This window comes from Gordonia sp. ABSL11-1 (assembly GCF_030315685.1).
GTDB lineage: Bacteria > Actinomycetota > Actinomycetes > Mycobacteriales > Mycobacteriaceae > Gordonia.
The window spans coordinates 21730-34352 of the sequence record NZ_JASXSI010000022.1 but is presented as its reverse complement, the minus strand read 5'-3'; the positions used below and the strand labels follow the sequence as shown (position 1 = coordinate 34352).

The following is a 12623-nucleotide window of genomic DNA, read 5'->3' as shown; positions in this document are numbered from 1 at the left end:
GACAAGCGCCCCTGGGATGCGCCCACGAAATGCGCCCGCCCGGAAAAGCGCCCAGCACTTCGGCGTTTCCCCAGATCAGCGCGACCCGCCGACATCCAACACGCCTGACCCGGGTGCATTTCCGGGGCGCTTTCCCGGGGGCGCCCCGAGCCCGCCGGGCCTCGCACCCATCCCCCCGGCCTCGCACCCATTCCCCCGGCCTCGCACCCATTCCCCCGGGCGCACCCATTCCCACCGGGCGCACCCATTCCCACCGGGCACACCCATCCCCCCGGGCACACCCATCCCCCCGGCGCACTCATCTCCCCGGCACACCCACCCCCCGGCGCACTCATCTCCCCGGCCCCCCGGCGCACCCAGTTCCCGGGGCGCACCCACGCCGGGGCGCGCCCACACCTACCCCCCGAAGATCCCCTTCAGCACCTCCATGTCGGCCACCCGCTCCTTGTGCGTGCCCGCCACCGGCGACGCGAGGATGCAGGTGACGCCGGCATCGCGGAACGCGGCCGCACGCTCGGCGACCTCCGCCTCGGAGCCGATCAGCGACATCGCGCGCACCAGATCGTCGGGCACGGCCTTGGCGGCCTCGGCCTTCTTGCCGTCGAGATACAGATCCTGGATGAGCGTGGCCTCCTCGACGTAGCCGTAGCGCTGCGCGAGGGTGTTGTAGAAGTTCTTGCCGCGGGCACCCATTCCGCCGATGTAGAGCGCCGCATGATGGCGCACGAGTTCGAGCGCGTTCTCGATCTCCTGCGCGTCGTCGGAGACACGCGCGGTGGCCTGCACGACGATCCCGAGCTCGCCGAGCGACGGATCACGCTTCGCCTTGCCGGCGGCCAGCGCCTCACCGAAGGCCGACTGGATCTGCTCGGGGTTGAACAGGATTGGCTGGAACTCCTCGAACAGCTCCGCTGCCAGCTCGGTGTTCTTCGGGCCGATGGCCGCCAGCAGCATCGGAATGCGATCGCGCACCGGATGATTGATGATCTTCAGCGATTTACCGAGGCCGGAACCGCCGTGCTCCTCGTCGAGCGGCAGCGTGTAATGCTTGCCCTGGAAGTCGACCTTGTCGCGACGCCACACCCGCCGACAGATCTCGGCGTGCTCGCGAGCGCGGCCGACCGGGTAGTCGTACTTGACGCCGTGGAAGCCCTCGATGACCTGCGGGCCGGACGCGCCGATCCCGAGCACCGCACGCCCGTCACTGATGTAGTCGAGACCGGCGGCGGTCATCGCGAGGTTCGTCGGCGTGCGCGAGAACATCGGCAGGATGGCCGTCTGCAGTTCCATGCGCTCGGTCTTCGCCGCGATGTAGCCGAGCTGGCTCACCGCGTCGAAGCTGTAGGCCTCCGGGACCGCGATGCGGTCGACGCCCACAGCCTCGAAATCGGCCAGATTGTTGATGGTCTCGCGGAAGTCACCCGCGTAGTTGATCGGCATCCCGAGCTTCAGCGCAGCAGTCATGACCGGATTCTTCCACAGCGAGTTCGGCCGGTCACCAGCCCGCCCGAGCGCTCGCTCCAGCGCATCCGGTGACGGGTTGCGGACGCTTACATGAACAATCGGTGAACACCGTCGCCGTCTCAGGAAACGCCCAGGTCGAACTGCTCGAATCGGACACTTGTCTGTTAGGTGAAACCGCCAGGTGAACCGCATGATTATGAGCATGAGCGGCGAGATGCTGATCCTGGTGCTGTTGGTCATCACGGCACTGGGTTTCGACTTCACAAACGGATTCCATGACACCGGAAACGCCATGGCGACATCGATCGCCACGGGCGCACTGAAGCCCAAGGTGGCCGTCGGCCTCTCGGCGATCCTGAACCTGGTCGGCGCATTCCTCTCGGTCGAGGTCGCCGCCACCATCACCAAAGACGTGCTGAACATCCAGCAGACCTCGGGCGACGACAAGGGCGACATCATCTCGGGCCTGACCCCGACGACGGCCCTGCTGATCATCTTCGCCGGCCTCATCGGCGGCATCCTCTGGAATCTCTTCACCTGGCTGTTCGGTCTGCCCTCGAGCTCGTCGCACGCCCTGTTCGGTGGCCTCATCGGCTCAGGTATCGCTGCGATCGGCATGTCCGGGATCAACTGGCATGGCGTGTTCTCGAAGATCATCGTGCCCGCCCTGCTCGCCCCGGTGATCGCGTGCCTCGTCGCCGCCTGCGGCACCTGGCTGGTCTTCGCCATCACCAAGAGGATCGCGGAGAGCAAGAAGGAAGAGGGCTTCCGCTACGGTCAGATCGCCAGCGCCTCGCTCGTGTCCCTCGCCCACGGCACCGGCGACGCGCAGAAGACCATGGGCGTCATCGCCATGGCACTGATCGTCACCGGCCACCTCGACGCCTCGACGGTCGGCCACGGACTCCCGTTCTGGGTCGTCTTCAGCTGCGCCGGCGCCATCGCCATCGGCACCTACCTCGGCGGCTGGCGCATCATCCGCACCCTCGGCAAGGGCCTCGTCGAGATCAGCTCGCCGCAGGGAATGGCTGCCGAGGCGTCGTCGGCCGCGATCATCCTGACCTCGAGCGCCGCAGGCATGGCGCTTTCGACGACGCAGGTCGCGACCGGCTCGATCCTCGGTTCGGGCGTCGGCAAGAAGGGCGCCCAGGTGCGCTGGGCCGTCGCCGGCCGCATGGCCGTCGCCTGGGTCACCACCCTCCCCGCTGCGGGGCTCGTCGGCGCGGCGTCGTACTTCATCGCCCACCTCCTGGGCAACGTCGCCGGCGCGATCGCCATCTTTGCGCTCCTGATCGTCGCGTCGGGCTACATGTACTGGCGCGCCCAGCAGAACAAGGTCGACTCGAACAACGTCAACGCCGAATGGGACGAGTCCACCAACTCGATCATCCCGGCCGACACCGCCACCGACACCAAGACCCCAGTCGCCTGACCTCCCGATTCTTCGTGAGGCTCGGACGCCACTCCCCGGAGTGACACGGACCGAGCTCACACACGAAAGGACTTCTCCCCGATGGACATCGTCGAAGCGATCGGCAAAGTTCTGATCGTCGGCCTGATCTTCGGTGCCGGCCTTCCTGCCCTCTTCGCGGTCGGTCTCCGCCTCCACGCCGAGGGCGGCGGCACCAACGCCGACGGCACTGTGTCGCACGGCAATCCGGCCCAGCGAGCACTCGGCTACGTGATCTTCGCCGTCGTCGCGCTGATCATCATCACCGCTCTGCTCTGGATCACCCGACAGACGATCTACTACTACTTCGACGTCAAGATCTTCCCGTTCGGCTACAAGTGATCATCCGACCGACCCCTGGCATCCCTGGCCACCTCACATCGGAGACGCGACACCGCCATGTCTGAAGGCACACCGCTGTTCGAATCGGCGATCAACTGGATCCGCAAGGGCTACCCGGAAGGCGTCCCGCCCACCGAGTTCCCCCCGCTCTTGGCTCTGCTGACCCGCGTCCTCGACGAGCGTGAGGTCACCACCGTGGCCCTCAACCTGGCTCGCGACCACGGGGTGAGGCAACCGGTGACCGACGACCAGATCAGAGAGGCGATCGCGAAGGTCACGCAGGAGTCCCCCACTCCGGACGAGATCAACCAGGTCGCCGGCCGGCTCGCCGCCGTCGGCTGGCCGCTCGCCGCCAGCAACGCCTGAACAGCGCCTCGGCGCATCCAGCATTCGCTCGGTGTCGAGACCACGGCATGAGCACATACAATCGCGGCAGCACTGTCAGTTCCTGCCGCCGGGGAGACAAGGGGGTTGTCGTCGTGGATCGACCACAATTCCTCCATCGGATCATCGAATGGTTGCGGGCCGGCTACCCGGACGGCGTACCTCAGGGCGACTACATCCCACTCGTCGCACTGCTTCGTCGACAACTCAGTGAAGACGAGGTCCAGGAGGTCTCATCGGGCCTGATCCAGAAGTCGCCACCTCCGCCCGAGCCCATCTCGAAGATCGACGCGGGTGTGGCGATCACCAAAGTGACCCACGAGCTCCCGCACGAAGCGGACGTCGCCCGGGTCCGCAAGCACCTCGAGGCCTCCGGCTGGCCGTTCGACGACACTCCCCTCGTACCGCCGACGGCAACCGACGAACCGCCGACGGCACCCGGGTCCGAATCGACAGACCCCGACGACGAGCCCGACGGAGACCGACCCTGAAGGTCCTCCGCACCCTGCACCTCCCGGCCCGGCCGGACGTCCTCGACCGCCGCGATGAGCTGACCGCCATCCTCGACGGCTCAGCCGCCTACGTCCCGGTCCCCGACGACGACCCGCACGACGTCGTCGTCCTTCGCGGTGCCCTCGACGTCGACGAACCCATCGCCGACGACCTCTCCCTCGTCATCTCCACCTCCGGCACCACCGGCATCCCCAAAGGCGCCCAGCACTCCCCCGCCTCGCTCACCGCCTCCGCCGAAGCCACCGCCGCCCGCCTCGGCGGACCCGGCAACTGGTTGCTCGCGCTGGCTCCCCATCACATCGCCGGACTCCAGGTCCTGTTGCGTGCGTTGGCATCCGGGTTCACCCCGACCGTCCTCGACCTCGACGACGGTTTCGACCCCGAGGTCTTCGCCGGCGCCCTCGACGCACTCGACGGTCCGCGCCGCTACACCTCCCTCGTCCCCACCCAGCTGATCAAGGTCCTCGACTCACCCCGCGCGACCGCGGCACTCCGCGGGGTCGACGCCCTGCTGGTCGGCGGTGCGGCGACGCCGGTCCCGTTGCTGCGCAGGGCGATCGACGCCGGCGTCGCGATCACCCGCACCTACGGGATGAGCGAGACCGCCGGCGGCTGTGTCTACGACGGTATTCCGCTCGACGGCGTCGTGATCCGCATCGACGACGCGAATCCCGAAGGCGTGGGCCGCGTCGTCCTCGGTGGGCCGATGGTCGCGCGCGGGTACCGGAACCGTCCCGAGCATCCGGCTTTCGCCGAGCCGGGCTGGTTCCGCACCGACGACCTCGGCCGCGTCGACGACGACGGCGTGCTCGCCATCGTCGGACGCGCCGACGAGGCCATCACCAGCGGCGGGCTGACGATCGTGCCGCAGGTCGTCGAGGCCGTCGTCGTCGAGGATCCCGCTGTTGCCGAGTGCGCCGTCGTCGGCCTCCCCGACGACCGACTCGGCGAGAAGGTCGTCGTGTTCGTCGTCCCCTCGGGCGCAAGCACTCTCGACGCCGACCGCATCCGCGGTGCCGTCGCCGAACGGCTCGACCGCTACGCCGCACCACGAGAGGTCATCGAGCTGACCGAACTCCCGCTCCGCGGCCCGGGCAAGGTCGACCGGCGGGCACTGCGAGCCCGGTTCTCCTAGCCTCGCCCACTTTCCGCCACCATCGCCCCCAGAATCTCGCCACCCTCGCCGACCGGGTCCAACTTTCCGCCGACCGGGCCCAGAATCTCGCCGATCGTGTCCAACTTTCCGCCGACCGGGTCCAACTTTCCGCCGACCGGGCCCAGAATCTCGCCGACCGGGTCCAGAATCCCGCCGATCGTGTCCGCACGTTCCCGGGACCCGCCACCCATCCCGCCGACGATCCGCACCATGGTCACCTCAGAACGCCGATAAGTGGATAATCCACTTATCGACGCTCTCTCGTGACTCTCATGCGGACCTCACCCGGCGCCATCGTCCCCACCCCTTGCCCTCGACGGCATCCACATGGAGAGCTGACATCCACACAGGTGATCCCCCATGTGGATGGGCAGCTCCCCATGTGACTGCCGCGTCGTCTCATGCGCACCCGGCCACGAATTCATGGATCATGTGGTTTGACACCACGATCCAGTGGGAACTCCACAACCATCCCACTGCTCCCAGAAAGCGACGACGACGATGCGAGACTTCCTCTGCCACAACTGCGGCCAACGCCTGTCCTTCGAGAACAGCAAGTGCCTGCACTGCGGGAAGGAACTGGGTTTCTGGCTCGAGACCCGGGCCATCTACGACCTCGACGACAAAGAGCAGACCACCGTCGACGGCACCCTCGTCGAACGGTGCAAGAACACCAAGGTGGCACAGTGCAACTGGCTCGTGAAGTGGACCGGCACGCCGAGCCTCTGCGAATCCTGCCGGCTCACCCGCACCATCCCGCCAGAGACCGATATCGAGGCGCGCGCCGAGTACGGACGTGCGGAGACCGCCAAGCGACGCCTGGTCCTCGAGCTCGACGAGCTCGGCCTGCCCATCATCGGCCGTGACGAGAACCCGGAGACCGGCCTGGCCTTCGATCTCCTCTCGAGTTCTGAGCAGTCGGTCATCACCGGCCACGACAACGGGCTCATCACCCTGGACCTCGCGGAGGGCGACGACGTCCACCGCGAGCAACTCCGCGTCGAACTCGACGAGCCCTACCGCACCCTGCTCGGGCACTTCCGCCACGAGACCGGCCACTACTACCAACTGGTCCTCATCGACGACAAAGTCCGCCCGCGCTTCGAGGAGCTGTTCGGCAACCCCGACGACGACTACCAGGCCGCCCTGGACCGCCACTACTCCGAGGGCGCCCCGGAGGGCTGGAAGCAGGAGTACGTCTCGTCGTACGCCACGATGCATCCGGCCGAGGACTTCGCCGAGACGTTCGCGCACTATCTGCACATCCGCGACACCCTCGACACCGCTGCCGCCTTCGCCATGGCGCCGGCCGGTTCGACGCTCGACAGCGTGCTCCCCGGCGACGTCGGCTTCGATCAGATCGTCGAATGGTGGCTCCCGCTGACCTGGTCGCTCAACCAGATCAACCGGTCGATGGGCCACCCCGACCTCTATCCCTTCGTGCTGCCGGAGAAGGTCCTCGAGAAGATCCGGTTCGTACACGGACTGATGCCGAGCTGACGAGGTTTGGAACTCTTCCCCCCGGGTATCCGCACATTCCGACCTGACACCCGACAAAGGAGAACACCATGGGTCTCGACGACAAGATCTCCAACAAGACCGAGGATCTGAAGGGTAAGGCCAAGGAAGCGACCGGCAGCGCCACCGGCGACGACGAGCTGAAGAACGAGGGCAAGGGCGACCAGGCGTCGTCGGCCGTCAAGGACGGCGTCGAGAGTGTGAAGGACGCCGCCGGCACGGTGAAGGACAAGCTGACCGGCCACTGAGTCCCGGCACGCAATTGGCCGCCGCCCGCGGCCACCGTCCCCATCCGCAGCCTGCCGTCACTCTGTTCGACACGACATGTTGCGGCTGCGGCTGGCGTCACAACTGGATAGGTGAATCATGATCGGAACCGTCATCAGCGCGATCGTCGTCGGCCTCATCGTCGGCGCCCTGGCCCGACTGCTCATGCCGGGCAAGCAGGACATCGGCATCATTGTCACGATCGTGCTCGGCATCCTCGGATCGCTGATCGGCTCGTGGCTGACCTACCAGGTCGGCTACAGCAACAGCAACGGCGGCTGGGAGGTCATCCCGTTCATCGTCGGGGTCATCGTGGCCATCGCTCTGATCGCCGCCTACCTCTCGATCCGCGGACGAGCCGTCAAACGCTGAGCCTCGCAGACGCACCGGACGGCCATCGCATGTGCGGGAGCCGTCCGGCGTGTCTGCGTCTCCATGAACAGACCTTTCACGAGCGGGTGAGTTCACCGCCGTCTTGGCGCGCGACCCGGCCCGCTCAGCGAGCGCGCCGATACGCCCGCACCGCAAGATACCCACACACAACCGTCAGCCCCGCCGACCACGCCACCGTGACGATCGCGTCCGCTCCGACGACGCTCGCTCCCGATGTTGTCGCCGAGCGCATGGCCTCCACGATGTGCGAGATCGGATTCGCCGACGCGACCGGCTGGGCCCATCCCGGCAGGTCATCGATCGGCACCATCCCGGTGGAGAGGAACGACAACACGAGCAGAACCGCATTGAGCAGCGACGCCGTACTCTCCGCCGAGTCCGCCACCATGGCGACCGCGACCATGAACCACGCGACCCCGAACCCGAAGACCAGGGGCAGCACGACGTAGACGCCGACGCCGACGATCCCGTTGTCGAAGCGGAAGCCCATCGCCATCGCCACGACGCTCACGAGCAGGAGGGTCACCAGGTTGCGGCCGACATCCGCGATGATGCGGCCGGCCAGCGGCGCGACCGGCGAGATCGGTAGTGTGCGAAGCCTGTCGTCGAACCCCGAGATGCGATCCTGTTGCGCCGCAATGGCCGTGGAAATGCTTCCGAAGACTACGCCCATGGTCACGAAAAGCGGTGTCGCGAACTGTACATAGTCCGAGACCCCCGCTGCCGGCATCACCACCGCGCCGAAGGAGACCGACAGCAGCAACAGCAGGATGATCGGCATGAACGCCGACGTCGACAGCGTCATCGGCGAGCGGAACATCAGCGTGACCCCGCGCCGCGTCATCGCGGCGATGTCTGTGGTCATGACGTCCTCCCGAAGACGCGCGGTGCGATGATCCCGAAGGTCACCAGCAGTCCGGCCGCCCATATTAGCGCGAGCCCGACCGTGCCGGCCGCATCCGTGTATCCGTCGGTGGAGACCGCGCGCAACGCCTCCGCGAAGCACGACAGCGGTTGGTACTCGACCACAGGTTGAAGCCATCCCGGATAAGCCGCTTTCGGCACGAACAACGTCGACACGAGCAAGAGCGGGAAGTAGATGACACCACCGAGCGCCTGTGTCGGCTCCACGTCTGCCAGCCGGTACCCGAGTACCAGATAGGGCAGACAGATTGCCGCGGTCACCACGATGACCAGCCCGAGGAATGCGAGCACGCCCAGCGGGCCGGTCTGAAACCGGAAACCGAAGCCGTACCCAAGGGCCAGCAGGACGATCGCTCCGACCACAGATCGCACGGTCTCTCCGATCAGCAGCGAGAAGACGGGTGCCGGACGCGCGATCGGCATGGCGCGCAGACGATTGATCATGCCCGACGACGCGTCCTCCGCGGCCCACACCGATCCGGACATCGCGGCGAACGTGGCCGACTGGATCACGATGGCGGGCATCATGTATTGCGGATAGTCGAGGCCGGCTCGGTCCATCACGCGGCCGAAGACGGTCAGGAACAGCACGGCGAAGATGACCGGCAGCACGAGACCGCCGACGATCGATGCCGGCCTCCGCATCATCAGTCGCAGGTGACGGACGGTGAGCGCGACACTGTCGGCGACGAGCGCCGGTCGCGCGGTGACCGGCGCTCGTTCGGTCACTGCTGTCATGCCGGGCCCGCCGTGCTCGTGGACTCCTGCGCAGGCGCCGCCGGCGATGTCGCAGATCCCGTCAGCGCCAGGAACACATCGTCGAGAGTCGGATGCCGAAGACCGATGTCGTCCGGCACGAGTCGCTGCGCGTCGAGCGTCCGCACCACATCGAAAAGCGTTGCGGCGCTCTCGGCTGGGACGATCACCTTGGTGTCCGTCTGAGTGATCTCCCATCGCTGCGCGAGCACGTCCGACACCTGCGCTCGCAGGTGCTCGCCGATCACGACCTCACACACCGATCCACCCACCAGTGACTTCAGTTCTGCCGGAGTGCCCTCGGCGATCACCGTGCCCTTGTCGATGACGACGATCCGGTCGGCGAGTTCGTCGGCCTCCGCGAGGTATTGCGTGGTCAGCAGAACGGTCACCCCCTCACCCCGGAGTTGCCGGACGACGTCCCAGAGCATGTTGCGACTGCGCGGATCGAGTCCGGTGGTCGGCTCGTCGAGGAAGAGCACGCGTGGGCGGCCGATCATCGATGCAGCAAGGTCGAGGCGACGGCGCATTCCACCGGAGTAGGTGACGGTTCGACGATCCGCGGCCTCCGCGAGTGAGAACTCCTCGAGCAGTTCGTCAGCCCGTCGCATGGCCTTTCGAGCGCCGAGCTTGAACAGCCGCCCGAACAGCACGAGATTCTCGCGAGCAGTCAGGTTTGCGTCGAGTGCGGCGAACTGGCCGGTCAGGCCGATCAGGGGACGCACCTCACCGGGGTCGGAGAGCACGTCGATACCGGCGACACGCACCTCGCCTGCGTCGGGACGCATCAACGTGGTCAAAATGTTGATCGTCGTGGTCTTTCCGGCCCCGTTGGGCCCCAGCACTCCGAGGATCTCTCCCTCATCGACCTCGAGGTCGACCCCGCGGAGTGCCTCGACCTCTTTGAACGACTTGTACACGCCTCTGGCTTCGACGATCACTGCGGCCCTCTCACACTCGGTAGTTAGGTAACCCTTACCACAAGGTCTCCCCGGACGGTACCATCGCCGATCTCCCTCGATGTCATCTGACCAGCGGAAAACTCACCGACCGATGGCGAGGGCACCTTCCGTGAATGCCACAACGCCCGGTGTAGGCCGCTGCAGACCGGCGCCGTCCGACGCTGACAGACCGCCTCACAGGTGACGTGGAACGTAACAACCACCGTTACGTTCCACGTCATCTGCGGTCGCTCGGCCGACGTCCGGCCGCTCCGGAGGCCGGTTTCAGCCGACGACCACCGACCGCGCCACCGGCACCGCCAGCAGCTCCCGCACCCTCGGGATCACCTCTGTCGCAAAACGTTCCATCTCCGCCTCGAACGGCTGGAACTGCAGCATGAACGTCTCGATCCCCGCACGGTGGAACTCGACGATCCGTTCCGCCACATCGTCATAGGAGCCGACCAGACCGGCCGCAGTCCCACCATTGGTGCCGATCGCCGGGTACTTGGCGAACGTCTGGAACATGACCGCCTTCTCGTCCGCGCCGCCGACGATGTTCTCCAGGTACTGCTGATCGCGTTCGTTCAGCGACCAGTGATACGCGAGTTCGTCCTGTGCGGCCTCGGCATCCGGGCGCGCGATGACGAACGCCGCCAGTCCGTAGCGCACCGCAGGGCCGACGCGCGGTCGCGTTGCGACACTGTCGATCAGAGCGTTCACATTCTCCAACGGCTGACCGTTGATGAACCATACGTCACCCTGCGCGGCCACGAGATCGCGCGCGGGATCGGACTCACCGCCCACATAGATCTGCGGACGCTCCCGGAAGCGGCCGGTCGGACTGATCCGGTAACCGTCGATGCTGAAGTGGCGCCCCTCGTGGTTGACCACCTCACCGCTCAACAGCCTTCGGACGATGCTGAGCCACTCCGTGCCGTACCCGTAGCGGTCGTCGTGCTCGGGGAAAGCGATCCCGGCGCGCTCGATCTCGGGCTTGAACCACGCGTTGACGACGTTCAGCGACAGCCTGCCTCCCGAGATCTCCTCGATGTTGGCGGCCTGCTTGGCGAGGACCACCGGATGGAACAGCAATGGTTTGATCGCGGCGATCAGCTCGATCTTCGACGTGGCGGCCGCCAGAGCGGCTGTCGCCGTCCAGGTCTCGAGCTGATCCCACTCCTGCGCGAACGGGTTGATCAGGTGCTGGGCGATCAGCGTGCTGTGATAGCCCAGGTCCTCGGCCCGTTGGACGAGTGCGAGGTTCCGTTCCCACGACGCATCGACCGGATCGTCGGGATGGTGGGCCGACGCCCACGTCCCGTAGACATTGGCCCACACGCCGAAGCGGGGCTCATTGACACGTGCCGTCATCGGTGTCTCCTCAATGCCTGTGCAACTCAGATGGTCAGGACTTGTCGGCCGACGACGATCGATAGAACCAGTCGTCGAGGTCGAAATCGGTACGAACACTGTTGTTCGACACCAGGAATGCCTTCGTGCCCTGGAGCAGCTTCACGCCGGCGGCAGGGAACGGTTCCTCGGAATAGCCGTCCGGGTTGGCCGCGGCGCGGATCGACTCCGGTGCGGCCTTGGAGTTCCCGACCTCGAAGTCGAGGTAGGAGTTCCAGTGTTCCTTGGCGTAGCGCACCGAATCGGCGTGTAGCTGCTGCCATGCGGCGCCGAAGTCGGGATGCTTCGCGAGGAATTGTTCGCTGCTGACGGTGGAGCTGGTGCCCGCGAGGTCGGGATGATCGCGATACACCGAGTCGACGAGGTGGAAGCCCTTGGACTCGAAGGTCTGCAACGACACCGATGGGATCACCGCAGGCAATGCCGCTGCATCGATCTCACCCGAATTCAGCGGCCCCTCTTGATCGGCCGGATACAGATGGATCAACGTGGCGTCGATCCCCTGTTCCTGCAGTGCCCCTTGCAGATACCGATCGATGTAGGAGCCCTTTGGGACGCCGATCTTCTTGCCGGCCAGGTCGGAGAGCGTGCGGATCGACGGATCCTTGGCGACGACACCCGCATCGTTGTTGAACTGCGAGATCGCGAGGAGCCGTGTCTGCAGCCCCGAGCCTTTGGCGACGAGCGCCGGGGTGTCACCGTAGCTGGCCACGTCGAGTCGGCCGCCGATCAGCGCCTGGTTGAGGTCCGGCCCGTTGGGGAAGCTGAACACCTCGACCTTGTCGACGCCCAGCGGCTTCAACGCCTCGACGAGTTCGCCTCTCTGGTGGGCGAATCCGATCGGTCCGGAGATCACGTTGGCCGAGCCGATCACGCCCACCCGGAGGGTGTCGATGACGTCTCGCTCCGCCGTCGACGACGTGTCGGAGCCGCACCCCACCACCGCGAACGCCGCGGCGAGCGCCACACCAGTGGCGGCCAGTCGAATCCCGAGGCGCACCCGGGACGGGGATCGGTGACGACGAATGAGCATGATGTGTCCTGGTTCTCGAGCGCGCACGGCACGTGACGCGACGGGCATGGGTCGGTTGCGGGCGGCTCG

15 protein-coding genes are annotated in these 12623 nt (G+C 66.4%); 8 read left to right on the top strand and 7 right to left on the bottom strand.

Going from position 1 to position 12623, the window contains the following annotated elements:
• Window positions 1-396 precede the first annotated feature (396 nt).
• Window positions 397-1464, bottom strand: a complete 1068-nt coding sequence (locus QSJ19_RS20740) for an LLM class F420-dependent oxidoreductase (protein WP_286322903.1) — start codon at window positions 1462-1464, stop codon at window positions 397-399.
• 202 nt (window positions 1465-1666) lie between these two features.
• Between QSJ19_RS20740 and QSJ19_RS20735 the strand changes: the two genes are divergently transcribed.
• The 5 genes from QSJ19_RS20735 (at window position 1667) to menE (ending at window position 5288) form a co-directional block, all read left to right on the top strand.
• Complete coding sequence (locus QSJ19_RS20735; protein ID WP_286322902.1) at window positions 1667-2896, top strand: inorganic phosphate transporter; 1230 nt, start codon at window positions 1667-1669, stop codon at window positions 2894-2896.
• Window positions 2897-2977: 81 nt separating this feature from the next.
• Window positions 2978-3256: a hypothetical protein gene (locus QSJ19_RS20730; RefSeq protein ID WP_286322901.1), complete on the top strand. Its 279-nt coding sequence runs from the start codon at window positions 2978-2980 to the stop codon at window positions 3254-3256.
• A gap of 57 nt (window positions 3257-3313) precedes the next feature.
• Window positions 3314-3622, top strand: a complete 309-nt coding sequence (locus QSJ19_RS20725) for a DUF3349 domain-containing protein (protein WP_286322899.1) — start codon at window positions 3314-3316, stop codon at window positions 3620-3622.
• A gap of 113 nt (window positions 3623-3735) precedes the next feature.
• Window positions 3736-4131 (top strand): DUF3349 domain-containing protein, encoded by a 396-nt coding sequence (locus QSJ19_RS20720; protein WP_286322898.1) that lies wholly within the window; start codon window positions 3736-3738, stop codon window positions 4129-4131.
• Window positions 4128-5288 carry an o-succinylbenzoate--CoA ligase gene (gene menE / locus QSJ19_RS20715; RefSeq protein ID WP_502876296.1) on the top strand — a complete coding sequence of 387 codons (1161 nt, stop codon included), beginning with the start codon at window positions 4128-4130 and terminating at the stop codon, window positions 5286-5288. Before QSJ19_RS20720 ends, menE begins: the two co-directional genes overlap by 4 nt.
• Here the strand turns inward: menE and QSJ19_RS20710 are convergent.
• Entirely contained in the window at window positions 5285-5521 is a 237-nt protein-coding gene (locus QSJ19_RS20710) for a hypothetical protein (RefSeq protein WP_286322897.1), read from the bottom strand. The genes menE and QSJ19_RS20710 overlap by 4 nt on opposite strands.
• 289 nt (window positions 5522-5810) lie before the next feature.
• On the opposite strand from QSJ19_RS20710, the gene QSJ19_RS20705 reads away from it, so the two are divergent.
• The 3 genes from QSJ19_RS20705 to QSJ19_RS20695 all read left to right on the top strand — a co-directional run bounded on the left by QSJ19_RS20705 (window position 5811) and on the right by QSJ19_RS20695 (window position 7466).
• Window positions 5811-6809 (top strand): zinc-binding metallopeptidase family protein, encoded by a 999-nt coding sequence (locus QSJ19_RS20705; protein ID WP_286322896.1) that lies wholly within the window; start codon window positions 5811-5813, stop codon window positions 6807-6809.
• A gap of 68 nt (window positions 6810-6877) precedes the next feature.
• On the top strand, window positions 6878-7075 hold the full coding sequence (locus QSJ19_RS20700) for a CsbD family protein (protein ID WP_286322894.1): 198 nt from the start codon (window positions 6878-6880) through the stop codon (window positions 7073-7075).
• Window positions 7076-7193: 118 nt separating this feature from the next.
• Window positions 7194-7466 carry a GlsB/YeaQ/YmgE family stress response membrane protein gene (locus tag QSJ19_RS20695; protein ID WP_286322892.1) on the top strand — a complete coding sequence of 91 codons (273 nt, stop codon included), beginning with the start codon at window positions 7194-7196 and terminating at the stop codon, window positions 7464-7466.
• A 124-nt stretch (window positions 7467-7590) separates the two neighbouring features.
• Here the strand turns inward: QSJ19_RS20695 and QSJ19_RS20690 are convergent, their stop codons facing one another.
• The 5 genes from QSJ19_RS20690 to QSJ19_RS20670 all read right to left on the bottom strand — a co-directional run bounded on the left by QSJ19_RS20690 (window position 7591) and on the right by QSJ19_RS20670 (window position 12554).
• Window positions 7591-8352 (bottom strand): ABC transporter permease, encoded by a 762-nt coding sequence (locus QSJ19_RS20690; RefSeq protein ID WP_286322891.1) that lies wholly within the window; start codon window positions 8350-8352, stop codon window positions 7591-7593.
• On the bottom strand, window positions 8349-9149 hold the full coding sequence (locus tag QSJ19_RS20685; protein ID WP_286322890.1) for an ABC transporter permease: 801 nt from the start codon (window positions 9147-9149) through the stop codon (window positions 8349-8351). The genes QSJ19_RS20690 and QSJ19_RS20685 overlap by 4 nt, the downstream gene beginning before the upstream one ends.
• Window positions 9146-10087, bottom strand: a complete 942-nt coding sequence (locus QSJ19_RS20680) for an ATP-binding cassette domain-containing protein (RefSeq protein ID WP_286322889.1) — start codon at window positions 10085-10087, stop codon at window positions 9146-9148. Before QSJ19_RS20680 ends, QSJ19_RS20685 begins: the two co-directional genes overlap by 4 nt.
• A 306-nt stretch (window positions 10088-10393) precedes the next feature.
• Window positions 10394-11482: an LLM class flavin-dependent oxidoreductase gene (locus tag QSJ19_RS20675; protein WP_286322888.1), complete on the bottom strand. Its 1089-nt coding sequence runs from the start codon at window positions 11480-11482 to the stop codon at window positions 10394-10396.
• Between the two features lie 34 nt (window positions 11483-11516).
• Complete coding sequence (locus QSJ19_RS20670; RefSeq protein WP_286322887.1) at window positions 11517-12554, bottom strand: ABC transporter substrate-binding protein; 1038 nt, start codon at window positions 12552-12554, stop codon at window positions 11517-11519.
• Window positions 12555-12623: the final 69 nt, after the last annotated feature.